Source organism: uncultured Algoriphagus sp. (assembly GCF_963974365.1).
Classification (GTDB): domain Bacteria; phylum Bacteroidota; class Bacteroidia; order Cytophagales; family Cyclobacteriaceae; genus Algoriphagus.
In genome coordinates this window covers 94755-118188 of the sequence record NZ_CAXBBX010000012.1, presented here as the reverse complement: position 1 = coordinate 118188, position 23434 = coordinate 94755, and the positions used below count along the sequence as shown (strand labels likewise).

The window sequence follows — 23434 nt, the reverse complement described above, 5'->3', positions numbered from 1 at the left end:
ATATAGGTAAAAGATCACTTAATCATAGTCCCACTATGTAATTAATGAGTTTTGAGGGGATTTAGATTAGCTTTTTCATGCAAGACGATTTGTAAAATCGAATCGCTAAATAAAAGGAACTATTCAAAAATAGTATACATTTATAGTATATACTAATGGTTATGAAATCGTCAAAGATTCCATATGGCCTTTAAATATCAAATTATAAACACATGAAAACACTCTCTTTAAAACTTGACTTGGAGGTCTTCGAAGAAACGGAGGCAATTATTAAGGATAAAAAGATTGCGAGGAACAGGTATATTAATCAAGCACTCGAATTCTATAACAGGTATCAAAAGCGAAAGACATTGAGTACCGAATTTGCTGAAGCTTCTGACTTAAGCAAGGAAAGTTCATCTGAAATCATGGCTGAATTTGATGCTTTAATCGAAGAAGATGAAGCAATTTGAACTATGGCTTGCCAATTTGAATCCTTCCAAAGGAACTGAGCCAGGAAAGATTAGGCCAGTTATAGTCATTCAAACAAATCTCCTCAATCAAGTTGATCACCCTTCTACACTTGTTTGCCCACTCACTACGCAGGTTACTGCTAAGAAAAATATACTTCGAGTGCGGATATCTGAAGGGAATTTTGGTCTAGAAAAAGACTCTGAAATTCTTATGGATCAAATCAGAGCTTTGGACAATCGGAGATTTCTGGAGAAGCTAGGAGACTTAGGTCAAAAGGAAATTACTGAGCTAAGAAGTAAGGTGAAGGCTATTTTGGATTTTTAGATTAATGGAAAAAATCACCAGTCTTCAAAACTTCAAAATTCATCATTAGCCATTCATCATTTGATATTTAAAAAACTTCTAAACCTTCGAAGAGATTTCTCAATTGTACCACTTTCGAAATGACACTTCAAAGGTTAGCCATTAGAAATTCCTCCACAGTGTTATAAATACATCCCTTGTAACTTATAGAAAACGGATCTCTGCTAACCTCAATAGCTCCTGCCAATCCATTTATCCCAGCCTTTTCAAGTGCTTTTGAAATCCAACCAGCGAGATCCTCGGGACCTGAAATTTCAAATTTCAAATCTTGGACCTTAGATTCAATTCTCCCTTTTTCTACGCTGAAATGAAATTTCTTTCCATGCAATAGCTGATTGATTTCACCGGAAATCACCAAATCTTCCGGCAATCCTGAGATTAGTGGCGTACCACAGTTCAACAACCAGAATCGGTCTGCTGTCTCCAATGCAATCTCCAAATCATGGGTGACCACAAGAATTGATTTACCTTGAGTTTTGGCGATCTCCTGAAGCAGATGCATGATTTCATATCGGTTCACCAAATCCAGATGAGCAGTCGGCTCATCCAATACCATCACCTTTCCATCTTGAGCAAGCGCGCGTGCTATCAGTGCTTTTTGCCGCTGTCCATCAGATATTTCAGAAAGTCGCTCTTCTCGCAAATTCTCAATTTTCGTCGCAGAAAGTGCCTGCTGAACTGCTTCTCGGTCTTTATCTTCCAGCTTTCCCGTCCAACCTGTATGTGGAATTCGACCCATCGCCACCAATTGCCCTACCGTCATATTTGCAGGTAAAAACGGCTCGGTCAACACCACTGAAAGCTGCTTGGCTAAGTCTTCGTTTGAATAAGTAGAAATAGGCTTCTCATTCAACAAAACTTCTCCCCCAAAAGGCTTCAATTGTCCCAAGATTGCCTTTACCAAAGTTGATTTCCCTACACCATTTGGACCAAGCAAACAGGTCATTTCACCTGCAAAAAGCTCAAAACTCAATTCACTCAGAATCTCCTTTTTCAACTTGCCTTTGGAGTACCCAAGGTTAAGGTTAGTGCCTACGATCGATGACTTCTTCATGGCTTAGAATTCTTTACTGAAGTTTTTGCGAAGCACCAAGCTTATCACTATCGGAGCTCCAACGAGTGAGGTCACAGCATTAATCGGCAAGGTCTGTGCAGATCCTGGCAACTGCCCAACGGCATCACATAAGAGCAATAAACTCCCTCCTATCAAGGCTGAAGCTGGAAAAAGAATTCTGTGGTCTGAGGTTTTCCACACCATCCTTGCCAAATGCGGCACTGCAATCCCTATAAAAGCTATCGGACCGCAAAATGCTGTGACACTTCCTGCCAATAATCCTGTACTGAGAATCATCAGCCATCGCAATCGGTCAGGATTAATCCCCATGCTTTTTGCGTAGCTCTCACCTAGGAGCATTCCATTGTAGGACTTGATCGAGGCTATCACTGGAATGATTCCTATAAAAATCACCAGACCTAAAATCCAAACCTGATCCCAAACCAAACCTCCTAAACTCCCCATGGACCACATCGTGAAAAGCTTCAAAGCCTCTGCACCGGAGAAGTAAGAAAGAACAGAAATAATAGCAGAAACAGCAGAGCCAAACATCAATCCTACAATCAAAAGTGTCATACTATCTTTTACTTTCCATGCCACTAAACTTACCGTAAGCAAGACCAAACTTGCACCCAAAGTGCCTGCAATCGCAATTGCCCAAGGATTAATAGCTCCACCAAAAGCTGATAATCCAAAGGCAGAACCTGCCAACATTAGGATCGCTACTCCCAATCCAGCACCGGAGCTAATTCCCAACACAAAGGGCCCTGCAAGTGGGTTTCTAAAAAATGTCTGCATTTGAAGCCCACTTATGCTTAGTCCTATTCCAGCTAATATTGCTACTAAAGCTTTTGGCAGTCTATAGTTCATTATAATCTGCTCCCTTGATGCTTTGATCCAATCTCCAGTAAAAATCCCAGACAGAATTTCGTTCGGAGAAATAGACACAGATCCTAAGCTGACATTGAGCAAAAAGCTCAAAATAAGCAGAACCAGCGCAGCCGAGAGAAGAAGAAATGGACTATTTTTTCGCATCGAGTTGTTGATAAAAATACAACTCATACGCTGGAAGTAAGTTCGGATGAAGAATTTTGATCAAATCTTTTAGAATCAAATCCGGGCGCATGTATCCCAACTCAAAATATTCAAGTCCACCAGCTCTACCTCTTTTTTGCGTATAAGAAAATACATTTCCAGATTTAAAAGCCCTAAAAGCTTTGTAACGAGGCTCAGCATTCCCCATTGTTTCCAAGTCTGAAAAGTCTGCAGACCCAATCCAAAAATCAGCTTCCAGAGCATTTTCAATCACAAATTCATAATTCAATTGTGCACTGCCGGTTCCTTTTTGATCTGAGAAAATATAGTTTCCCCCAGCATTTTGGAGGATGTTCGCGCCCCAGCTTTCACTTCCCGGAGCATACCAGATATCCTGATAAAGAACCCCACTTAACACTGTCGGCCGAAGTGAATCGATGATTGAATCGCTCAATTTCTCAGCCTCTAAATAGTCTTTTTCTACCTCTTCAAAAACAGCTTTTGCTTCTTCATATTTCCCTAAAAGCACACCTGTAAACTTGACCCACTCCGCCCTTCCAAGTGGATGTTGCTCCACATACTCACCGTTGATTACCGCAGGAATTTCAGCTTGCGCCAGTAAATCCAGGTATTTCAAATCATCTCCCAGCGTAGAAATCATGATCCAATCAGGTGCCAAATCAATGACCATTTCAGTATTTGCAGAGGGACCCGATCCTAAATCCTCCACCCTTCCAGCATCAATTTGTCGCCAGGTATTTTCTGAAGAAATCAAATTTAGATTGGGAAAAGCAATCAACTTTTCTGTGCTGTTCAGCATATCCAAATGTGGAATATGAGTGGTCGAAGTCAGGATGATTTTTTCCACTGGAAGCTGGATAATTGCATCGAAATTTCCGGCTGGTTTTTCAGCATTTTCTTCCAATACCAAATAGGTAAAGATCTTATCCGCACCTGACCATGCCTGAGTAACTTCCAACTCCCAAAAATTATTTCCTCGGGAAATTGTAAATCCTGAAGCATAGGTTAAGTCTACTTTTTCCAGTTCCGTATTCCCCTCTTCTTTATTTGTATTACACGCTGTAAAAGAATAGGTTACACTTATAAAAACTAGCCTAATAAAGAGCCCAAATAGTTGATTTTTCACAGAAATAATTGGAGATATTAAAGCCCAAAATAAGCTCGGGTTTTCGCCACTTCCAAAATTTCTCAACAAACAGATTTTTTTTCTACGCTTTCCCAATCTACTTTTGCGGTCGAAATAGGTTCTCAATCTCGCATCTGAGCTCTTGGGATTAAAAGGGAATTTGGTGTAAAACCAAAGCTGTCCCCGCAACTGTAAGCCTAGCGGATTTTTCCGCAAATGATTTGTCAACAATGCCATTGTTCCTAAACCAATTCGGGATGAGAAGGCGGCAAATTCGGTGAGCCAGGAGACCTGCCCATTTCTGTTGATTCTGTGCTTTCGGAGGAAAAGCAATGAAGAAAGTACCAGAACCGATTTTTCGGTTTCGATCCCTTCTTCCCATTTCTCTCTAAGCCCGAATCGAATTTATAACTAATTCGATCAGGGATGTTTTTGCTTGTTTGGGCATTTTCTTTTGTGGCTTCTAGCCCTATTCAGGACACGGTAAAATTGGCCGAAGTGGAAGTCTATGCTCCTGCTCTAGATAGATTTGCCCAAGGCCAAAAAGTAATCAGCTGGACTAAAAAGGACTTGGAAAACTACCAAGGCCGCTCTCTTGGCGATCTCCTTCAGGAGCAATCTCCGGTTTTTGTCAGACAATACGGGGCTGGAATGATCGCATCTCCTTCATTCCGAGGCACCTCAGCTGGTCACACAGCAGTTTTTTGGAATGGCTTGCCGATCAACAGTCCTTCACTTGGGCAAAGTGATTTATCAATTTTACCTGTGACAGCCATCGATCAGGTAAGTCTTCAGTTTGGAAATGCTGGAGCACTTTTCGGGAATGAAGCTATTGGTGGTTCTGTACATTTAGGCACTTCTACTGATTTTGGGAAAGGCTTTCAAGCTGGCATTTCTCAGCAGTTCGGAAGCTTTGGTTCGTTTAATACCTCAGCCTTTGCGGGGTTTTCTTCGAAAAATTTCAGTGGTAAAACCAAGCTTTATCGCGAATTCTCCAAGAACAATTTCCCTTACAAAAACCTGGGGCAAATCGGAACACCAGAAGTAAAAGAAGATCATGCACAGTTTGAACAGATCGGAATAGTTCAGGATTTGGCGTGGAATCTGAACGCAAACAACCAACTGAAAACTGCATTTTGGTGGAATAAAACCAATCGGGAAGTTCAGCCGGTCATGGGATCAAACACCAATGATGAACAGGAAGATCAGGCTTTTCGGGCAGCGATTGACTTCTTTCATTTTGAAGAAAAGTCAGTTTGGAATCTAAAAACAGGCTTCGTGAAGAATGAGCAACTTTTCAATGCCAGTCAAAATAACAGCACACAATACTTTCTAGCGGGCGATTGGGATCAGGAGATTTCCGACAAATGGACTTCTAAACTTGGGGCTAGATACACGCTGACTAAAGGAGATTTAAGCACTTATCAAGCCGATGATGAACGCATCGAATTGTATCAAAGCACGAAATTTTCAGCTACTGATAACCTTTCCTTTGCGCTAAACTTGCGCCAATTAGTTTATTCAGGGACTTTCGCTCCCTTCACTCCAAATCTGGGAATGGACTGGAGATTTTGGAATACAAATACCCAGGCTTTGCAACTAAAAACTTCCCTAGGGAAAGGCTTCAAAGTTCCGACGCTCAATGATCGCTTTTGGAATCCCGGAGGTAATCCCGATCTGCTTCCAGAGGAAAGTCTGAGCGGAGAAATTGGCTTGACCTGGGATAAAAAGGGAATTTTAAACTGGACTCAAAGCCTGACATACTACAAAATGTCCGTGGACAACTGGATCATTTGGTTGCCTAAAGGAAATGTCTGGACTCCTGAAAACATCAAACAAGTCAGTAACCAGGGCCTGGAATACCAAGGGAGTTTAGATGGAGCTATTGGAACTTGGAATTGGGAGCTGACCACATCATACACCTACTCCAAAGCTGTGACTACCAAAGGAACAGATGAGAATGACCAGTCAGTAGGAAAGCAGTTGCCCTATACGCCACAGCATCAGGCAAACGCAAAAGTGCAAATAAAGAAATCCGACTTTACCAGCTTTATAGCCACAAACTTCGTCGGAGAAAGATCGGTCACAGCCGACAACCCTCGCTTGATGCCCTCCTTTCAGCTTTTCAATTTAGGGTTGGGCTACGACCAACTTACTGCGGGCAAGCTTCAGGTTCCTTTAAGTTTTCAAATCAACAATATTCTAGACACTGACTACCAAGTGCTTTACCTAAGGGCAATGCCTGGAAGATCTTATCAATTTAACTTATCCATACTATTATGAAATCGAGCCTGCCTAAAGGAGGCAGACAGGCATGACACAGTGAGCAAATACTGCTGAATATCAACCATGCGAGATCCTCCCGATGGAAAATCGGGACAGGTTATCTGACCATTAAAAAACAAATTATAATCATATGAAACTAAACCAACTATTTTGGGCTGCCGCCCTTGTATCAGTATCCTTTGCATGTTCCGACAGCGGAGATGAAAAACCTTTAGGCAAATACGACAATGGTATTTTGATCATGAACGAAGGGAATTTTGGAACTAATGATGGTGAAGTCTACCATCTAAACCCAACTACAGAAGAACTTCTTCCCAATATTTTTGAAGCAGAAAACCTTCGACCATTCGCAGGCTTGTTGGAAGATATGATCCTTGAAGGTGATAGATTGTACTTAGTTGCAAATACCGGCAAAGTAGAAATCGTTAATCCAGCAGACTTCAAGAGTTTGGGTGCTGTGGCATCTGAATTGGATCAGCCTAGATCTTTGGCGGTGAACGGCACCAAGCTTTTCATCAGTGATTATGGACCTTATGACGACAACTATGGCACTCCAGATTCTTATGTTGCTGTGGTAAATGGTCTTGACGGGGGTGTGGTTTCAAAGAAAATTGAGGTTTCGAATAAACCAGAGGCTCTCTTTTCTTATGGAAATTACATCATTGTCGCTGGTTCTGAAGAAAACAAAATCGAAATCATAGATGCATCTCAAGAAACTGTAGTTTCAACACTAGATCTTGAGGCTTCACCGAAGCAATTTCATGCAGAAGGCAATGTGCTTTGGGTATATGCAGTGACTTCTGATGATGTGGTTTTCTATACAGTGAATTTGAATAGCTTGACTTTAGGAAACACGTATACAATTCCTTTGGCAGATGCTACAAGTAGAATTGCATTTGACGGAGATGATGAGATGTATATTTTGACTAGCACGGGATGGCCTGATTACAATGATGCAGTGGTTAATATTGACATCGAAGGGAGCAACGCTACTGCCACTGAATTATTGACTGGCTCAGGATTCTACGGTATAGGATATGACCACAACTCAGATCAGATCTATGTAGCCAACTCGAATGGCTTCCAAGGTAACGGAACTGTAACTGTTCTTTCTGAAACTGGTTCTGTAGTCCGAAGCTTCGAAGTAGGAAGAGGACCTTCTGGGTTCTTGGTTTATTAGGATTTCCGACTTCATTATTCAACATTTAACATTGGATATTAGGTAATAAAAAGCCGTTGAGATTGATTTCTCAGCGGTTTTTTTGATTTAAAAATGGGAGATTCTTGTAGTCTACTTTGTTCTCACAATTCCCTCTAGTTCATTCAGCTCAAACTCCAGTTCAGTATATCCAAGCGCATACGGACCGATTTCATAAGGGATGTATGTCAGGTGGAGTTTATCGTTTTCATAGCCAATCGCATTGGGTAGAAAGAAACCCGTCTCAGGCAAGAAGAATCGGCCATCATCTTTAAGTTCAACTCCTTCCTCCACTTCATGATACTTTCGAAAAGCTTGTTCCGCCAATTCCAGCATTTTGCTTTTATCCAAAACCACTCGGTCAATGCTTAGATATTCACCGGAAGTTTTGTCAAAGTTCATATAATAAACACTTGAGTTCGGATGTGCTCCTCCTGAGAAATTGTATTCAGAAAAATTAAAACTCAGCGTGCTGTCTGATTCATAACTCTTCTCTACATTCACTTCAATAGCCCAACTTCCTGGAGCGTTTGGAAAATCGGATTTAAATTCCTCGTAAGAATCCAAATATTCCTTGGCTGCAGAATCTAGATTATTGTAAGTTTTATCCTGTTGAAAGTATGCCAATAATTGTTGACTTACTTCCTGATTAATTGAAGATGCTGCCGCCCCATTTTCTGCTATTGGCCAAGTCAATTCAACCTTCGCACAATTGTCATCTATGCATCTTTCAGAAGTAAAGGTTTTGGTACTGAAGTCTAGCTGCTCTATAATTTGCTCCTCAACTTTCGTTGGTTTGCTACAGGCTACACATAGGTATGCTACTATAATTACTAGATATTTCATTTATCGTCTATCATTGAATTGGAAAAAAGTAGTGATCAAATCCCTCGCCAAAGACAAAGGACTGAGTTCACCATTTTCAACTCGAGCACGATTTTTCCGAAGCAATTCCTGCACTTGCTCGTGCTCCATGAAGAATTTCCCTAATAAAAACTGTAGGTTTTCATCCAACCAATTTAACCTCTGTGAAGCACGGTTTGATTCCCAAAATCCTGATAGCTGCATTTGGCTGGCATACTTCTGAACTGTTTCATAAATATCACTCAATCCTTCCTTGGTTAATGAAGAAGCTGTCATCACGGGAGTTGACCAGTTATTTTCTCCTAATGGAAAAAGATGAAGGGCATTTTCATAGGATGATTTTGCCTTCTTAGCACTGCTAAAGTTTTCTCCATCAGCCTTGTGGATCACTACTCCATCAGCCATTTCCATTATGCCTTTTTTGATCCCCTGAAGCTCATCTCCAGCACCTCCTAGCATGAGCAAAAGAAAGAAATCCACCATGCTTTTTACAGCAGTTTCTGATTGCCCTACACCCACTGTCTCAATCAAAATCACATCAAAACCTGCTGCTTCACAGAGCAACATGGCTTCTCTGGTTTTTGAACTCACTCCACCTAAAGTAGCCCCTGTAGGACTAGGCCGAATGAAGGCCCGTTTATCTCCGGCCAACTTTTCCATTCGGGTTTTATCTCCAAGAATACTTCCCTTACTTTTTTGACTGGAAGGATCCACTGCCAAAACGGCAACTGATTTTCCTTGCGCTACAAGCACCTGTCCAAAGGCTTCTATAAAGGTGCTTTTCCCTACACCAGGAACTCCAGTGATTCCTATTCTAATTGACTTTCCTGTATAAGGCAAAATCTCCTGAACTAAGTCAGAAGCAAGTTTGAGGTCTGTTTCCAGTGAACTTTCAGCCAAGGTAATTGCCTGGCTGAGTTTCGTTCTATCGCCGGAAAGAACGCCTTCTTTATATTCCTGTAGCGTGAAGCGTTTTCTCATTTTGGATAACCATCGGTAAAACTAACATCGCCCATTGGTCTTTTTTGGTAGGTAGCGATCACGTAAGGCTGCATAGCTTCCATGAAATATGGTTCAGTTGGGGAAAGTTTGATTTCCTGATCAATCTCATCTTTGAAAAAGAAAACCATTGTCCTGCCATATTTGGTGTGTGGCATAGCATCACCATATTCACGCATCCAATCTTTAGAACTATCCAATGCTTTAATCGCATATACCCGTACCACCGGCCCTGTATTATTCTCATTTCTAAAGCTTGACAACTCCTTGTACTTCCCTTCGAATCGCTCCATTCCAGGCTGAGAAAGTGAATCCAAGGAGATATAAACTACGAGTCCGCCCACGATTAAGGCGATAATCCAGAAAATGATTTTAGAGCTTTTCAAAAACTAGTGCGGTTATAAAGATTAGGCCTTAATTTAGCCGAAAATTCCGAGAATGACTTTCGAGTACCTCAAAGCACTTCACATCATTTTTGTAGTCACCTGGTTTGCAGGGCTATTTTATATCGTTCGATTATTCATCTATCAGACTGAAGCGATGGAACGCCCTGAAGCGGAGCGAAAAATCCTCAAACCTCAGCTAGACTTAATGTCTTCCCGTCTTTGGTATATCATTACCTGGCCATCCGCAGTTCTCACATTGATCTTTGGCACGCTGGTTTTGACACACCGCATGGAATTCTTACAGTTGCCTTTTATGCACGCCAAACTCGGGTTTGTATTCCTACTCTACTGCTATCATCTATGGTGCCACAAACTCTTCAAAGAACTGCAAGCTGGCCGAACTAGATGGACCTCCACTCAGTTAAGAATTTGGAATGAGGCTTCCACCTTGCTCCTCTTTGCAATTGTATTTTTAATTGTGTTAAAAAGCACCCTGAGTATGGTGTGGGGCTTGGCTGGACTAATCACACTTGGAGTAACACTGATGCTAGCTATCAGACTTTACAAAAAATTTAGAAATAAAGCTTAATCATTATGCATACTAGGTTTTCAATCCTTTCGCTTCTTCTGATTTCACTCTTATTTTCTCAATGCACACCTGCAGAAGAAAAGAGCAATCCATTACCTAAACTTGGGAATTGGCATGTGGATGAAAAAACAGTGGACGGAAAGGTTGTTCAGGATACCGTTTATCATACAATCGCTGATTTTTCCTTCACCAATCAGGAAGGAGAAACGATAAACAATGAATCAGTAAAGGGAAAGGTATATGTAGCGGATTTCTTTTTTACCACCTGCCCGACTATCTGTCCCATCATGAAAAAGGAAATGATACGTGTGTATGAAAAATTTGGAGATAATCCCAACTTCAAAATTCTAAGCCACACCATTGATCCAAAACATGACACAGTAGAGGTATTAAAAGATTATGCACAGAAATTGGGTATAGAGAATGCTAAGACTTGGAGTTTCCTAACTGGAGAGGCAGAGAAAATCTACGAACTAGGACAAACAAGCTATTTTACCACCGCACAAGAAGATCAAAATGAAGCAGGGGGATTTCTTCACTCAGGCGCTTTTCTTTTGATTGATCAAGAAGGCCATATCAGAGGGGTTTATGATGGGACGAAAACTGATCAAGTGGATCAATTGATGCAGGATATTCCAAAGATTTTGGGAGAATGAAAAAATACCTGATTATTCTACTTTTTGCGGTAGCATGCAGTCCGAAAAACACTTCAGAGGAGAATACCCTTTCGCAAATAGAGGATCCTGAAGTGATGAAATATGCAGTTGATGGCAAAACTATTTATGAAAATCACTGCGGGAATTGCCATCAAAACGACGGTTTGGGACTTGGTAAATTGATCCCTCCACTTAGAGATGCGGATTATTTCCAAGAAAGTGTGCATCGCGCCGTCTGGATCATGAAGCATGGACAGGAAGGAGAAATCACCGTAAATGGCCAAGTATATAATCAACCAATGCCAGCGAGTCCAAAACTTACCCCATTGGAAATCTCTCAAATCAGCACCTATCTTTACAACATCTGGGGAATGAAAGAAGGAAAAATATCTTCAAAGCAAGTGGAAAAATATCTTCAGGAAAAACCTAATTTCTAATTACTTCAACAGTTTTTCCGCCTTTTCCAAAGCAGTCTTTACCTCCACGTTGACTTCTGTGACTAAAACCATCTGCTCCTCAAGATACTCTTTGAGTTCTTCCTGAGTTTGTTCGTCATCTTTTGATTTATATTGATGCATCCAATCAAACATCGCATCGTAAGCATGATCAAGATCGTAGGCAACTGCCTTGTATTCCAATACTTTTGCCGAATCAACTGGATTTTCAAGTTCTAATTCCCCTGCTTTATCCAGTGCTTTCCTTTGAAGTGACTGAAGCATTCCCATTTTTGGCATAACCTCGTCATGAATAGCAATTACTTCATTTCGAAGTATTTCACTTTCACTTGGACCTTTTGTGCCACAGCCATTGAGCATAAAAAATGATGTCAAAATCAAAAACTGAATGGTTCTCTTCATAATTACTTAACTATTATACCTCAAAGTTACTATTTAATCTTTAGATATTCGTATAAAGTAAGATGAGTTTGGAAGGTGATTTATCCAACAAGAGCTATTATTTTTAAGTGCTCTTAAACACCGTAGACTATGAAACCATTTTGCTTTGCCGACGGGCAAATTATATCTTCCGAAAAAGCCAGTATCCACCCTATGGATTTAGGTTTGATAAGAGGATATGGGATTTTTGATTTTTTCAGAACTGTGAATTTCAAACCTCTTTTTCTAGATAGCTACTTGGACAGATTTTTGGCATCTGCAGAAAAGACCTTTTTACCATTGGAGTATTCTCGTGCTGAATTAAAGGCGGTGATTCATGAGTTGATTGAGAAAAACAACTTGAAAGAGGGTGGAATTCGAATGGTATTGAGCGGAGGCATTTCTCCAAATCACTTTTCCCCAGCCAAAGGAAAGCTATTTATCTTCGCAGAATCATTGATTTTCCCAGCTCAAGAGAAATATGATAAAGGGATCAAATTACTATCACTGGAATATGTGCGCCCAATTGCCGAAATCAAAACCACAAATTATGCTTTCCCAGTTTGGGACAGCATGCGCTGGAAAGATGCCGGAGCTGAAGATGTGCTTTATCACCTCAATGGCAACCTGAGTGAAAGTTCCAGAAGCAACTTTTTCATCGTAAAGGACGGAGTAATCAGTACTCCAGATGCACATGTATTGATGGGAATTACCCGTAAACATGTGATTAAACTGGCTGGTGATGTGCAAATCAGACCAATTAGTATGCAGGAAACATTGAATGCAGACGAAGCTTTTATCACCAGTACAACTAAGGTTTTGTTACCTGTAACTCAAATCGATGGACATGAAATCGGATCTGGGAAACCTGGATCTGTATCCCTTGGATTGTTGGAGAAATTCCGAGAGTTGGAAAAAGAGCTTTGTTATTGATTTAGAAGCTAGAAGATCGATGAATTGTGACCGAAGTAGCTTGAAATTTAAAGTTTAAAAAAGCCAAAATTGGTTTTCAATCTTTATTAGCAGAATTGCATATAAAACAGTAGAATCTTTCTTATTGCACCCTCCTGCGAAACCTCTGTGCCCTTGTGGTTAAAAACCCTCTTAGTTCACCAATGTAGCATTTTTCATAATGTACATCAGCTTCTCAGGATCCTTGCTATTCAAGGTCAGGGTTCCACGTACTCGTACTCTATTCGAAGTGTATTTGATTGGCGAAGCCATATCTACTTCCATTACAGTCTCGGGACCTCCAGATCCGCAGAAGAAGCATTCTGCTAGAGGCAAGCTTGAAAGAATAATATGCTCAGGTTTGAACATGCCTTCAAATGGAATGATATAACCGTCGGCCTCCACTATTTTTCCTTCCATCTTGGTGATGTTTTCTGAAAAAACAGGAACGTATAACTCTCCATATTCATCTTCGGAGATTTTATAAGTAACCTCCGTAAGGTTTTTCCAAACATTCGTGCTTTGAGCCAAAAGGGAAACTTGTCCCAAAATCATCACTGCAACTGCCAGAAGGACTATTTTTATCGTTCTCATATATTCGGGTTTTAAATCAGGCGCTAGTTAAGCCTTTGTTAATTGCTTTGCAATACTTGTTTGATAAGCTGCGAATGCTGGTATAATAGAGGCCAAAACTCCTACCGTTAACGCATAAACTACTATCCAAAGTTCTTGTTTTAGGAAAATCCATGGCTGAAGAGACCCAACTACGCCTTGTTCATTTTGAGAAATAATTACAGACAGAAAAGTATGACCAAGTAAAATTCCGAGAATTGCACCCATAAAGGTTAGCATTATTCCTTCCAGAAAAATCAGGAGTAAAAGCTGCCCTCTGGAAGCACCAATAGCTCGTAGAATTGCCAGATCATATTTTCTCTCCTTTAATGAATTGTAAAGCGCAATGAAAATCCCTAATCCGGAAATGCCAATAATCACAACCGCCAGACCTTGTAACAATGTAATTCCCACACCCAGTAATTCGAAGAGTCTAGACATTTCAAAGGATGGAGAAGCCGCTTGCATAGAAGTTCCCGAATTAATCAACCTAGGAAGCTGAATGGCCGCCATAGGATTTCTGTACTGAATCAAAAGTGTGGTCAATTCTCTGGCTTCGATAGTTTTTGGGAAACCTTTGATTGCTACATCCTCTTGAAGATTTAATACCAGATGCTCTTCGTGTGAAGCCGTAGAGTCAGAAGGCTCTGTCTCACCTTCATCATGGGTATACCAAATTGACTCCACACTCGTCAGGATCAATCGGTCGAGTACATTGCCTTTTCGATCTAATACGCCTACAACCTTAAATTTATTTGCATCATGCTCATGGCTTCCTACACTGATGCCGTGACTTCCTATAAACTCATCACCTACTTTATAGCCAGACTTCTCCGAAACCTCAGATCCCAGGACTACCTCAAAAGGCTTTTGCCAAAGTGACCCATCAGCAAGGGTGGCCTCATAAAGCGCCGGATAATCATGGTTGGTGCCAACTATCCGAAACCCTTGGTAATTATCCCCCAAAGCCATAGGGATGATGTTTTTCACCAAACGATTTCTGGAAAGCTTTTGAGCTTCCTCCATCGGTATATTTCCTGTAGGAAAATCTATGTGATAAACCCCAGCTAAAATCAATTGAAGCGGACTACCTTTTGCTCCGACGACCAAATCTATTCCGGCTGCATCTTGGTTCATCTTCTTCTCAAACTGATCTTGAATAAGCAAGAGCACAGTGATTATAGCCAGTCCCAGTGCAAGCAAAAACACATTCAAACCAGTAGAAAGCGGTCTGAAGGTCAAATATTTCCAACTTAGTTTAAATAAATTCATAGTGATTTTACTTCTACAAAATTTGGAATATGTGATTTCACACGTTGATCATGCGTGACGATAATTAAGGCAGCACCGATTTTGGCAGCTTGAGTTTTGAGAAGCTTGATTACTTTCTCCGTGTTTTCATCATCCAAGCTGGAAGTAGGCTCATCAGCCAAAATTAATTTCGGATTAGTTGCAAGTGCTCTCGCTATTGAGACACGCTGCGCTTCCCCTTCACTCAAAGTTAATACTGAAGATTTAGCTTTTGCTGCCAGTCCTAATTCTCCGAGTAATTCATCAATATTTTGGCCCTCTTTTTTACTGAAAAAATGAGCCATCTGAAGATTATCTTTCACATTTAGTGCAGCCAAAAGATGAGGTTTTTGAAAAACAATTCCGATTTCTTTCCCTCTGAACAAATCCAACTCCTGTCCTTTCAAATTGGCTAAATTCTTACCGGACAATATTATTTCGCCGGCTTCCGGCTTAAGTAATCCAGCAAGCAAATTCAACAATGTCGTTTTCCCCGAGCCTGATTTGCCTAGCACCAATAGACTCTCACCATCAGAAAGCGTGATATCTGGAAATGCTAAGGTCTGCTGTCCAGGATGACTGTATTTTAGGTTTGTTGATTCAAAAAGCATAGTTAATGAACGGGGATTTCTACCTTAAAAGTTGTCCCAGACTTAGTGCTACTTTCAAACTTAATTTCACCTTTTAAAACATCTATGCACTTTTTTACAATAGAAAGCCCCAAGCCAGAACCTTCGACTATACCCACATTTTTTGCTCTGAAAAAGCGATCAAAGAGTTGACTTTGTTCTCCTTGCGGAATTCCGATACCATGATCAGTGATGGTTCCGATCAATTTATTGTCTTCAAACTCAATTTTAAAATTTACTTCCTGACCATCCTTGGAGTATTTCACACCATTTGACAGTAGATTTTCAAAAATTTGATACAAAAGATCACTGTCGGAAGTGATTACTTTGGGAAGATTGACAAGCTCTGACTTGATCTTTACATCATTTTCTTTGCCTGCATTAACTGTATCCAATACCTCTTTTACAAAAGCACCCAAAAACATCTTTTTAGGCTTGTATTCAATCTTATCCGCGTCCGCTTTTCCAAAAAACAGAACACTCGTCAGCAAATTATTTAGCGTCCTAACTGAATTTTCAATTTTGAAAGCATGCTTGGTGATTTTCGGTTTAAAAGGATGTTCCTTTTCCGCATAAATCTGGAGCAATTGGGCTGAACTCAATATGGAAGTCAAGGGTGTTTTGAATCCATGCGAAACGTTCATTACGATTCTTGACTTCAATTCGTTGATTTCCCTTTCCTTTTCAAGTGCTTTGGTCAGCTCACGATTGGCATCATAAAGTTCAATAGTCCGTTGTTTTACTTTTTCTTCCAGCTCATTATTAAGCTTCTGGAGCTCCTTCTCTTTATGGTCTTTATAAATCGCCAATTCTATCACCATGTTTAGCTCACGGATATTGAAAGGCTTGATCACATACGCACTTGGATTTGTCCCCACCACCTTGTTAAGTGTCTCAGCATCAGAGCTCGCACTTAAATAAACAACTGGAATATCATAAATTTCATTGATGATTTCAGTCGTTTTGATTCCATCCAACTCACCAGCCAAATTGATATCCATCATCACCATATCGGCATGATTTTCCGATAAGATCTCCAATGCTTTTTCCCCTGAATCAGCAATTCCAAGAATTTCGTGTCTGTTTTTTTCTAATGCACGCTGCAGCAAAAGTGCCGAGACAGCATCATCTTCTACTATTAAGATTTTGAGGCTAAACATGGATGGTATTGGAGGTGGCAGATCTAATTTGAGTCGAAAATATAAAAAATATGGCTCTGACAAATGGAAAAAGCACAAATGCTTGGGAAAACAGTGCTCAATCTCACTTGAAAAATCAAATCTTTGGATACTAAAAGCAATTTCAATCGTTAGAAATGCCGCTACATGTCAGTCCCAGATCAAGAGGTTTCTCAAAGAATCTCTGAAATCCCAGTATTATGTTATTCTTTTCTTTTGTGGGCGGGTGGTTTATTATATTTTTGTGCCAAACTATAGAAATCGCATCATGAGTGTACTAGTAAATAAAAATTCCAAGGTGATCGTACAAGGATTCACCGGGTCTGAGGGTTCTTTTCACGCACAGCAAATGATCGAATACGGTACAAACGTAGTCGGCGGTGTTACTCCTGGTAAAGGAGGCTCGACTCATTTGGAAAAGCCTGTTTTCAACTCTGTAGAAGAAGCTGTTCAAAAAACTGGTGCAGATACTTCAATCATCTTCGTACCACCGGCTTTTGCTGCTGATGCGATCATGGAAGCTGCAGATGCAGGTATCAAAGTAATCATCGCTATCACTGAAGGAATTCCAGTAGCTGATATGATGAAGGCTAAGCCTTATATCCTTGAAAGAGGCGCAACCCTTATCGGTCCTAACTGCCCAGGTGTAATCACTCCAGGAGAAGCAAAAGTTGGTATCATGCCAGGTTTCGTTTTCAAAACAGGTAGAATAGGTATCGTGTCTAAGTCAGGAACGTTGACTTATGAAGCTGCTGACCAAGTTGCAAAAGCGGGTCTAGGCGTATCTACAGCCATCGGTATAGGTGGAGATCCTATCATCGGAACATCTACTAAGCAAGCTGTACAATTGCTAATGGAAGATCCTGAGACTGACGCGATCGTAATGATCGGTGAAATCGGAGGAAACTACGAAGCTGAGGCTGCAAAGTGGATCAAAGAAAATGGCAACAAGAAGCCAGTAGTAGGTTTCATCGCTGGCCAAACTGCTCCTGCTGGACGTAGAATGGGTCACGCTGGTGCGATCATCGGCGGAGCTGACGATACTGCAGCTGCCAAAATGAGAATTATGAGAGAAAATGGAATTCACGTAGTAGATTCTCCAGCGGAGATCGGAGCTACCATGGCGAAAGCTTTGGGTGTGAATGCTTAAATATATGTTGGGTGTTTGGTGACTGATGCCCAATGCTTAAAAAAACCGCTTCGATTTAGTTCGGGGCGGTTTTTATTTTTTAGAAGCCAGATGTAAGACTCAAGTATCAAGACTGGAAATCTTGAAATTAATGTTCATTTTCAGATTCTTGACGCAGTCAAATTTTCATAACGTGAGATAATCGCCAAATTACACTCAACAATCCTAACTCAAATTGCACGTCAATATTTCCCAATTTTCAAATCTTCCAATTAGCCACGGCGAACAAGTTTTTTCAATCATCTATTTCTTACCTTTGCGCCTTCACAATTCACTCCTATGATTTCAGTAGATAACGTCGGCGTCATCCACAGCGGCACCACTCTTTTTAGTAATGTTTCTTTTGCCATCAACGAAACCGACAAGATCGCCTTGATGGGTAAAAATGGAGCTGGTAAGTCCACACTCTTGAAGATCATCGCTGGGCAGACCAAACCGAGTTTAGGCTCCGTTTCTGCTCCGAAAGACTTTGTGGTGGCTTATTTGCCTCAGCACTTACTTACTTCTGATGATTGCTCTGTGATGGAAGAAACCTCTAAAGCTTTCGCAAGCTACCTGAACATGAAGACGGAAATCGAGCGAATCAATGAGGAATTGACTGTAAGAACTGACTACGAATCCGATGAATATTACAAGCTGATCGAGCAGGTTTCGGAATTGAGTGAAAAATTCTACGCCATCGAGGAAGTGAATTATGAGGCTGAAGTAGAGAAGGTGTTAATAGGATTAGGCTTTGAAAGAGAAGATTTGACCCGTTCTACTTCAGAATTTTCCGGAGGATGGAGAATGCGAATTGAGTTGGCCAAGATCCTTCTTCAAAAGCCAGATCTTATCCTTCTGGATGAGCCCACTAACCACTTGGATATAGAATCGATTCAATGGTTAGAAGACTTCCTTTTGAATAAAGCAAAGGCTGTTGTGGTTATTTCTCACGATAGAGCCTTTGTGGACAATATTACCACCCGCACAATCGAGGTGACTATGGGTCGTATTTACGATTACAAAGCTAAATACAGCCATTACCTAGAGCTCAGAAGAGAGCGTCGTGAGCAGCAGCAGAAGCAATACGAAGAGCAGCAAGCTACGATCGCCGACATTCAAGGATTTATAGATCGCTTCAAAGGCACTTATTCCAAAACGCTCCAAGTACAGTCCCGCGTAAAAATGCTGGAGAAAATGGAGATTATCGAAGTAGATGAAGTAGATACCTCTGCTCTGAAACTTCGCTTCCCTCCTTCTCCACGATCTGGAAACTATCCAGTGATCGTAGAAGACATGAGCAAAAGGTACGATGAGCATGTTGTTTTCAAAAATGCTTCCATGACCATTGAGCGTGGACAAAAAGTTTCCTTTGTAGGCAAAAACGGTGAAGGTAAATCCACCATGATCAAAGCCATCATGGGCGAGATCGATTTTGAAGGAAAATGCGAATTGGGACACAATTCCATGATTGGCTATTTCGCACAAAATCAAGCTTCCTTGCTAGATGAAAGTTTGACAATTTTTGAAACCATTGATCATATCGCCGTAGGTGAAATTCGCACCAAAGTGAAAGATATTCTGGGAGCTTTCATGTTCAAGGGCGATGATATCAACAAGAAAGTAAAAGTGCTTTCAGGCGGAGAAAAAACCCGTCTTGCGATGATTAAGCTTTTGCTTGAGCCGGTGAATTTGCTTATTCTCGATGAGCCTACCAATCACTTGGATATGAAGACAAAGGATATCATCAAAGATGCTTTGAAAGCTTTTGACGGAACCTTGATCATCGTATCACACGATAGAGACTTCTTGGATGGCCTAGTTACTAAAGTATTTGAATTTGGTAATAAGCGAGTAAAAGAACACTTCGAAGATATCAATGGCTTCTTGAGAAATAAGAAAATTGAGAATCTGAAGGAAGTCGAAAGGTAATCGGATGTCGGATGTCGGATGGATAAGGCGAACTTAGATTATTACTAAAGGTTTCTAAAAGTAAAAAATTAATTCTATTGCTTATTCCATGGCCATTTCGCTGGGTCTTGAGCAGTATTGAAGATTGAATAAACCACAATGATTTCGTCTTCAATTGCATAAAATATTAAGTAGATATAATAGTTTTTCCAGTTCTACTTTATTGAAATCTGGCGTATCAGAAGCTTCAATTCTTTATCTGATAGGGAGGATTTTTCTGATTTGTCAAAAATATCCAGCAGGTAAATCTGGCTTTTTGTTACTCTTAAAAAAGTGATTATTCTCGCTCCTCCAGTTTTACCTTTTCCTTTGGAAGATATCACAAGGCGTATTTTAAAACAGTCTTTACCGAGAGGCTTTCCCAATCTTGGATTTTCCATTAATTGAGAAACTAGCAAATTCATGTCCTGTTTTATAGATCTGTGTTTCTTTGCGATTTTTTTAAGACTTCTCTCAAATACATCTGTCGCTAGAATCTCAAAGCTCATTTAGAACATCGGCTATTTTCTTAAGTTTTTTCCCATCTTTTTCATGAGCTTCAACTTCACCAAAAGAATCCAAGATTCTCTCAATCATTTCATTTTTTGATTGGGTTTTGATAGATATGAGCTCCAAATCAGCCAAATCATTCAAGATACTTTTAACTTTAGGATTTAATATCTCAATTGTTATCGATTCCATTATATAATTGTTTAGCTACTTCTAATTTACGGAAATCTTCAGCCAAAGATCAAAACAGCTAAAAACAAAAAACGACAGTCATTAAACTGCCGTTTTTTGTTTTGTATTAAACACCTGGCAACGGACATCAATCACCTGCCTATTTTAAACCCCAAATACTCTTGGAAGCCAAAGCGTAATTTCGGGAAACATCATAATGAGTATCAAAGCCAACACCATGGCCGCATAGAATGGCAACATGGGTTTAAGGATCTTTTGTATGGTTGTATTCGCGACACCTACCCCAATAAAGAGAATAGAGCCCACCGGCGGGGTACAAAGCCCAATACATAGGTTAAGCACCATCATAATACCAAAGTGAACCGGATCGACTCCCAATGCTGTCACCACAGGCAAGAAAATCGGAGTAAAAATCAATACCGCCGGAGTCATATCCATAAAGATTCCAACAAATAACAACAGGAGATTGATCATGATAAGAATCACAAAGATATTATCACTCAATCCTAATAATGCATTTGAAATATTTTGAGGAATCTCCTCACTGGACATCACCCATGACATAGCCATGGATGTTGCGATCAAGAGCATCACCACGGCTGTAGTTTCCGCTGATTTCAATAATACTGATGGCAAATCCTTCACTTTCAATTCCCGATAAATCAGTGATAAAACCAGAGAATAAACTACGGCAATAGCAGAAGCTTCAGTAGCAGTAAAAACTCCTCCGATTATCCCTCCGATCACGACAATCAGCAAGAATAAACTAGGAACTGCCTTCCAAAATGTGCTCAAGATTACTCCAAATGAAGACCCTTCCCCTGCAGGTAGTTTATGAACCCGTACCATAATAGCAGCGGTCACCATCAACAACAACCCAACCAAAAGTCCGGGTAAATATCCAGCAACAAATAATGCAGCTACAGAAACCCCACCGGATGCAAGGGAATAAACGATCAATACATTGGAGGGTGGAATGATCAAACCAGTCGTAGAAGAAGTGATATTTACTGCTGCTCCAAGTTCCTTTGGATAGCCTTCCTTCTCCATTCTTTTACCTAGAATACCACCCATTGAAGATGCGGCTGCTACTGCAGAACCTGCAATCGCGCCCATCAGCATCGCTGCAATAATATTTACATGTAGCAATCCACCCCGCATTCTGCCGGTGAGTGCTTTTGCAAATTCAATGAGTCGATTGGCAATACCTCCCCGGTTCATCAATTCCCCTGCGAGAATGAAAAAAGGAATAGCCAACAAAGAAAAACTGTCCAATCCAGTTCCCATACGTTGGGCGATGGTAGTGATTGCTGGCATGGTTTGAACGGTAACCATCAAGGTCAGCATACTGGAAAGTCCAAGACTCCAGGCGACTGGCACACCGATTCCTAAAAAGAATAGAAAGGAAAGAACTAATACTAATACACTTAAGACCTCCATTACACAGCAGATTTTAAAGTTGTCAAAAATTTGATAGCGACTACTTGGTAGTAAATCACTAGTAATCCGCTAAAAGGGATGATTCCATAGATATAAGCAAGTGGAATCTGAAGTACAGCTGATTTTTGCTCCAATATAAAAGTCAGATACACGAGATTTGAACCTCCGATGACCATAACTACCAATGCGAAGATAAAAATGCAGGCATTTATCAAAATCATCAATTTATCCTGGGCCTTCTCGTCAAGTTTTGTTAAGAGTATATCAATTGCTAAATGCTCATTTTTCCCAGCAACATAGGCAGCGCCCAGCATTCCTACCCAGATTAGCATGTATCGGGACAATTCATCCGTGAATGAACTGGGGCTTTGAAAAACATAGCGGGAAACCACTTGCCAGGTTACATTGAGCACCATTAGTGCCATCAAGACAACCAGAAAATGGGCAATCCATTTATCAAGTTTTAGCTTGGTATGGGGTGAAAACATAAGTCTTTTACTTTGGGTTAATGGTTATTTTACAGCGCGAATCTCTTCTACAATTTTATAGATTTCAGGCTGCTGTACTTTAAGATCTGAATACATGGACTCCACGGCTGCCCTGAATGGCTCCTTATCAGGATAGCTGATCGTCACTCCTGCCTTTCGAAGCTCATTCAAAGACTCTTCTGTAGCCTCTGCCCAGATTTTGTATTCGTACGTTGCGGATTCATCAGCAGCTTCCTGAAGCCATTGCTGTTCCTGTTCATTTAAGCTTTCCCATACTTTGGTACTTACTATCATCACATCCGGCAAAGCCGTATGTTCATCAATGCTGTAGAATTTACAAACTTCGTAATGCTTGGACGTATAGAGACTCGGTGCATTATTTTCCGCACCATCCACTATTCCTTGCTGCAACGCAGTGTAAAGTTCTCCATAGGAAACGGGAGTTGGGGAACCTCCAAGGCTTTTTACCATATTGGAAGCCGTATTAGACTCCATCACTCGGATCTTCAACCCGGCAAGATCTTTTGGGGTTTCCACAGGCTTATCTTTTGTGTAAAAGCTTCTTTTCCCAGAATCATAATAGCACAACCCCCTCAAAAGATATTTTTGAGGATCGAGCAAAAGTTTTTTCCCGATCTCGCCCTGCAAAACCGAAAGCTGATGCGCATCATCTCTAAATAAATAAGGCATTCCAAACACCTGCATAGTTGGAGCAAATCCTTCCAACGCAGCCGAGGAAACCTTAGTCATTCCTAAACTGCCTATCTGAAGGAGTTCAACAAGCTCACGCTCACTGCCTAATTGCTGATTTGGATAAATTTTAACGACCATTTTGCCGCCAGATTTCTCCTCAACTTTTTTTGCCAAAAAGAGCATGGCCTCGTGCACTGGGTGGGTGATACCTAGGCCATGACCGAGCTTGATTATTCGCTTATCCCCTGTCGCCTGGCAGGAGACAAAAAGCACAAGCACCATACATAAGGAAAGAATTTGAAGTTTTTTGATTGTCATGGGTTTATTGAACATAAAACATACTATACAATAATAGGTCTTTCTAAGCTGATATGTTGGGTCGATTTACGGAAACGATTTAGTCAGGTCGATGAATGGTAATTCTTCTT

General features: G+C 40.7%; 26 protein-coding genes and 1 riboswitch. Of the genes, 10 read left to right on the top strand and 16 right to left on the bottom strand.

The features are described from left to right. Window positions 1–212: 212 nt before the first annotated feature. Window positions 213–452 (top strand): hypothetical protein, encoded by a 240-nt coding sequence (locus AACZ87_RS16825; RefSeq protein WP_339868906.1) that lies wholly within the window; start codon window positions 213–215, stop codon window positions 450–452. Next, window positions 439–777, top strand: a complete 339-nt coding sequence (locus tag AACZ87_RS16820) for a type II toxin-antitoxin system PemK/MazF family toxin (protein ID WP_339868905.1) — start codon at window positions 439–441, stop codon at window positions 775–777. Before AACZ87_RS16825 ends, AACZ87_RS16820 begins: the two co-directional genes overlap by 14 nt. 127 nt (window positions 778–904) lie before the next feature. On the opposite strand, the gene AACZ87_RS16815 is transcribed toward AACZ87_RS16820, so the two are convergent. Genes AACZ87_RS16815 through AACZ87_RS16805 form a run of 3 tightly spaced genes read right to left on the bottom strand, consistent with a single transcriptional unit; the run spans window position 905 to window position 4052 of the window. Then, window positions 905–1870, bottom strand: a complete 966-nt coding sequence (locus AACZ87_RS16815) for an ABC transporter ATP-binding protein (protein ID WP_339868903.1) — start codon at window positions 1868–1870, stop codon at window positions 905–907. A gap of 3 nt (window positions 1871–1873) precedes the next feature. Beyond that, window positions 1874–2905 (bottom strand): iron ABC transporter permease, encoded by a 1032-nt coding sequence (locus AACZ87_RS16810; protein WP_339868902.1) that lies wholly within the window; start codon window positions 2903–2905, stop codon window positions 1874–1876. Continuing rightward, complete coding sequence (locus tag AACZ87_RS16805; RefSeq protein WP_339868901.1) at window positions 2892–4052, bottom strand: ABC transporter substrate-binding protein; 1161 nt, start codon at window positions 4050–4052, stop codon at window positions 2892–2894. Before AACZ87_RS16805 ends, AACZ87_RS16810 begins: the two co-directional genes overlap by 14 nt. A gap of 99 nt (window positions 4053–4151) precedes the next feature. Next, window positions 4152–4366, top strand: a riboswitch (cobalamin riboswitch). Between the two features lie 112 nt (window positions 4367–4478). Here AACZ87_RS16805 and AACZ87_RS16800 point away from each other — a divergent pair. Continuing rightward, window positions 4479–6335 (top strand): TonB-dependent receptor, encoded by a 1857-nt coding sequence (locus AACZ87_RS16800; protein WP_339868900.1) that lies wholly within the window; start codon window positions 4479–4481, stop codon window positions 6333–6335. A 133-nt stretch (window positions 6336–6468) separates the two neighbouring features. Continuing rightward, complete coding sequence (locus AACZ87_RS16795; protein WP_339868899.1) at window positions 6469–7518, top strand: DUF5074 domain-containing protein; 1050 nt, start codon at window positions 6469–6471, stop codon at window positions 7516–7518. Between the two features lie 111 nt (window positions 7519–7629). Here the strand turns inward: AACZ87_RS16795 and AACZ87_RS16790 are convergent, their stop codons facing one another. The 3 genes from AACZ87_RS16790 to AACZ87_RS16780 are packed head-to-tail and all read right to left on the bottom strand — an operon-like array spanning window position 7630 to window position 9785. Further along, window positions 7630–8382 (bottom strand): DUF4163 domain-containing protein, encoded by a 753-nt coding sequence (locus AACZ87_RS16790; RefSeq protein ID WP_339868898.1) that lies wholly within the window; start codon window positions 8380–8382, stop codon window positions 7630–7632. Then, entirely contained in the window at window positions 8383–9381 is a 999-nt protein-coding gene (gene meaB, locus AACZ87_RS16785; protein ID WP_339868897.1) for a methylmalonyl Co-A mutase-associated GTPase MeaB, read from the bottom strand. Beyond that, entirely contained in the window at window positions 9378–9785 is a 408-nt protein-coding gene (locus AACZ87_RS16780; RefSeq protein ID WP_339868896.1) for a hypothetical protein, read from the bottom strand. The genes meaB and AACZ87_RS16780 overlap by 4 nt, the downstream gene beginning before the upstream one ends. A 52-nt stretch (window positions 9786–9837) precedes the next feature. Between AACZ87_RS16780 and AACZ87_RS16775 the strand changes: the two genes are divergently transcribed. From AACZ87_RS16775 to AACZ87_RS16765, 3 genes are read left to right on the top strand one after another with little or no spacing between them, the layout of a single operon-like run. Beyond that, on the top strand, window positions 9838–10374 hold the full coding sequence (locus AACZ87_RS16775) for a CopD family protein (protein ID WP_339868894.1): 537 nt from the start codon (window positions 9838–9840) through the stop codon (window positions 10372–10374). 5 nt (window positions 10375–10379) lie between these two features. Then, window positions 10380–11030, top strand: a complete 651-nt coding sequence (locus tag AACZ87_RS16770; RefSeq protein WP_339868893.1) for an SCO family protein — start codon at window positions 10380–10382, stop codon at window positions 11028–11030. Then, window positions 11027–11467 carry a cytochrome c gene (locus tag AACZ87_RS16765; protein WP_339868891.1) on the top strand — a complete coding sequence of 147 codons (441 nt, stop codon included), beginning with the start codon at window positions 11027–11029 and terminating at the stop codon, window positions 11465–11467. Before AACZ87_RS16770 ends, AACZ87_RS16765 begins: the two co-directional genes overlap by 4 nt. Here the strand turns inward: AACZ87_RS16765 and AACZ87_RS16760 are convergent, their stop codons facing one another. Then, window positions 11468–11887 (bottom strand): hypothetical protein, encoded by a 420-nt coding sequence (locus tag AACZ87_RS16760; RefSeq protein ID WP_339868889.1) that lies wholly within the window; start codon window positions 11885–11887, stop codon window positions 11468–11470. Window positions 11888–12016: 129 nt separating this feature from the next. Here AACZ87_RS16760 and AACZ87_RS16755 point away from each other — a divergent pair, with 129 nt between their 5' ends. Further along, a complete protein-coding gene (locus tag AACZ87_RS16755) occupies window positions 12017–12838 on the top strand; it encodes an aminotransferase class IV (protein WP_339868888.1) in 822 nt (273 codons plus the stop codon). 171 nt (window positions 12839–13009) lie between these two features. Here the strand turns inward: AACZ87_RS16755 and AACZ87_RS16750 are convergent, their stop codons facing one another. From AACZ87_RS16750 to AACZ87_RS16735, 4 genes are read right to left on the bottom strand one after another with little or no spacing between them, the layout of a single operon-like run. Beyond that, window positions 13010–13450: a hypothetical protein gene (locus AACZ87_RS16750; protein WP_339868887.1), complete on the bottom strand. Its 441-nt coding sequence runs from the start codon at window positions 13448–13450 to the stop codon at window positions 13010–13012. Between the two features lie 27 nt (window positions 13451–13477). After that, window positions 13478–14740, bottom strand: a complete 1263-nt coding sequence (locus AACZ87_RS16745; RefSeq protein WP_339868886.1) for an FtsX-like permease family protein — start codon at window positions 14738–14740, stop codon at window positions 13478–13480. Continuing rightward, entirely contained in the window at window positions 14737–15369 is a 633-nt protein-coding gene (locus tag AACZ87_RS16740; protein WP_339868884.1) for an ATP-binding cassette domain-containing protein, read from the bottom strand. Before AACZ87_RS16740 ends, AACZ87_RS16745 begins: the two co-directional genes overlap by 4 nt. A gap of 2 nt (window positions 15370–15371) precedes the next feature. After that, the gene (locus AACZ87_RS16735) at window positions 15372–16547 is read right to left on the bottom strand and encodes an ATP-binding protein (protein ID WP_339868882.1); all 1176 of its coding nucleotides are present in this window, start codon (window positions 16545–16547) and stop codon (window positions 15372–15374) included. Between the two features lie 286 nt (window positions 16548–16833). Between AACZ87_RS16735 and sucD the strand changes: the two genes are divergently transcribed. Beyond that, window positions 16834–17715 carry a succinate--CoA ligase subunit alpha gene (sucD, locus tag AACZ87_RS16730; protein WP_339868880.1) on the top strand — a complete coding sequence of 294 codons (882 nt, stop codon included), beginning with the start codon at window positions 16834–16836 and terminating at the stop codon, window positions 17713–17715. A 318-nt stretch (window positions 17716–18033) separates the two neighbouring features. Continuing rightward, window positions 18034–19665 carry an ABC-F family ATP-binding cassette domain-containing protein gene (locus tag AACZ87_RS16725; RefSeq protein WP_339868878.1) on the top strand — a complete coding sequence of 544 codons (1632 nt, stop codon included), beginning with the start codon at window positions 18034–18036 and terminating at the stop codon, window positions 19663–19665. 194 nt (window positions 19666–19859) lie between these two features. Here the strand turns inward: AACZ87_RS16725 and AACZ87_RS16720 are convergent, their stop codons facing one another. From AACZ87_RS16720 to AACZ87_RS16700, 5 genes are all read right to left on the bottom strand, one after another. Continuing rightward, window positions 19860–20192 (bottom strand): type II toxin-antitoxin system RelE/ParE family toxin, encoded by a 333-nt coding sequence (locus AACZ87_RS16720; RefSeq protein WP_339868876.1) that lies wholly within the window; start codon window positions 20190–20192, stop codon window positions 19860–19862. Further along, on the bottom strand, window positions 20182–20385 hold the full coding sequence (locus AACZ87_RS16715) for a hypothetical protein (RefSeq protein WP_339868875.1): 204 nt from the start codon (window positions 20383–20385) through the stop codon (window positions 20182–20184). The genes AACZ87_RS16720 and AACZ87_RS16715 overlap by 11 nt, the downstream gene beginning before the upstream one ends. Before the next feature lie 144 nt (window positions 20386–20529). Then, a complete protein-coding gene (locus AACZ87_RS16710) occupies window positions 20530–21825 on the bottom strand; it encodes a TRAP transporter large permease (RefSeq protein ID WP_111610881.1) in 1296 nt (431 codons plus the stop codon). After that, entirely contained in the window at window positions 21825–22313 is a 489-nt protein-coding gene (locus AACZ87_RS16705) for a TRAP transporter small permease (RefSeq protein WP_339868873.1), read from the bottom strand. Before AACZ87_RS16705 ends, AACZ87_RS16710 begins: the two co-directional genes overlap by 1 nt. 24 nt (window positions 22314–22337) lie before the next feature. Further along, window positions 22338–23324, bottom strand: coding sequence for a TRAP transporter substrate-binding protein (locus AACZ87_RS16700; RefSeq protein ID WP_339868872.1), 987 nt, complete (start codon window positions 23322–23324; stop codon window positions 22338–22340). Window positions 23325–23434 lie beyond the last annotated feature (110 nt).

Bases quoted from the DNA above. Each gene is read 5' to 3' on its own strand.
- AACZ87_RS16710 (WP_111610881.1), bottom strand. From the start codon at position 21,825: ATGGAGGTCTTAAGTGTATTAGTATTAGTTCTTTCCTTTCTATTCTTT.
- AACZ87_RS16700 (WP_339868872.1), bottom strand. From the start codon at position 23,324: ATGACAATCAAAAAACTTCAAATTCTTTCCTTATGTATGGTGCTTGTG.
- AACZ87_RS16765 (WP_339868891.1), top strand. From the start codon at position 11,027: ATGAAAAAATACCTGATTATTCTACTTTTTGCGGTAGCATGCAGTCCG.
- meaB (WP_339868897.1), bottom strand. From the start codon at position 9,381: ATGAGAAAACGCTTCACGCTACAGGAATATAAAGAAGGCGTTCTTTCC.
- AACZ87_RS16720 (WP_339868876.1), bottom strand. From the start codon at position 20,192: ATGAGCTTTGAGATTCTAGCGACAGATGTATTTGAGAGAAGTCTTAAA.
- AACZ87_RS16735 (WP_339868882.1), bottom strand. From the start codon at position 16,547: ATGTTTAGCCTCAAAATCTTAATAGTAGAAGATGATGCTGTCTCGGCA.
- AACZ87_RS16775 (WP_339868894.1), top strand. From the start codon at position 9,838: ATGACTTTCGAGTACCTCAAAGCACTTCACATCATTTTTGTAGTCACC.
- AACZ87_RS16795 (WP_339868899.1), top strand. From the start codon at position 6,469: ATGAAACTAAACCAACTATTTTGGGCTGCCGCCCTTGTATCAGTATCC.
- AACZ87_RS16820 (WP_339868905.1), top strand. From the start codon at position 439: ATGAAGCAATTTGAACTATGGCTTGCCAATTTGAATCCTTCCAAAGGA.
- AACZ87_RS16825 (WP_339868906.1), top strand. From the start codon at position 213: ATGAAAACACTCTCTTTAAAACTTGACTTGGAGGTCTTCGAAGAAACG.
- AACZ87_RS16810 (WP_339868902.1), bottom strand. From the start codon at position 2,905: ATGCGAAAAAATAGTCCATTTCTTCTTCTCTCGGCTGCGCTGGTTCTG.
- AACZ87_RS16750 (WP_339868887.1), bottom strand. From the start codon at position 13,450: ATGAGAACGATAAAAATAGTCCTTCTGGCAGTTGCAGTGATGATTTTG.
- AACZ87_RS16770 (WP_339868893.1), top strand. From the start codon at position 10,380: ATGCATACTAGGTTTTCAATCCTTTCGCTTCTTCTGATTTCACTCTTA.
- AACZ87_RS16815 (WP_339868903.1), bottom strand. From the start codon at position 1,870: ATGAAGAAGTCATCGATCGTAGGCACTAACCTTAACCTTGGGTACTCC.
- AACZ87_RS16745 (WP_339868886.1), bottom strand. From the start codon at position 14,740: ATGAATTTATTTAAACTAAGTTGGAAATATTTGACCTTCAGACCGCTT.
- AACZ87_RS16740 (WP_339868884.1), bottom strand. From the start codon at position 15,369: ATGCTTTTTGAATCAACAAACCTAAAATACAGTCATCCTGGACAGCAG.
- AACZ87_RS16705 (WP_339868873.1), bottom strand. From the start codon at position 22,313: ATGTTTTCACCCCATACCAAGCTAAAACTTGATAAATGGATTGCCCAT.
- AACZ87_RS16755 (WP_339868888.1), top strand. From the start codon at position 12,017: ATGAAACCATTTTGCTTTGCCGACGGGCAAATTATATCTTCCGAAAAA.
- AACZ87_RS16760 (WP_339868889.1), bottom strand. From the start codon at position 11,887: ATGAAGAGAACCATTCAGTTTTTGATTTTGACATCATTTTTTATGCTC.
- sucD (WP_339868880.1), top strand. From the start codon at position 16,834: ATGAGTGTACTAGTAAATAAAAATTCCAAGGTGATCGTACAAGGATTC.
- AACZ87_RS16800 (WP_339868900.1), top strand. From the start codon at position 4,479: ATGTTTTTGCTTGTTTGGGCATTTTCTTTTGTGGCTTCTAGCCCTATT.
- AACZ87_RS16790 (WP_339868898.1), bottom strand. From the start codon at position 8,382: ATGAAATATCTAGTAATTATAGTAGCATACCTATGTGTAGCCTGTAGC.
- AACZ87_RS16725 (WP_339868878.1), top strand. From the start codon at position 18,034: ATGATTTCAGTAGATAACGTCGGCGTCATCCACAGCGGCACCACTCTT.
- AACZ87_RS16715 (WP_339868875.1), bottom strand. From the start codon at position 20,385: ATGGAATCGATAACAATTGAGATATTAAATCCTAAAGTTAAAAGTATC.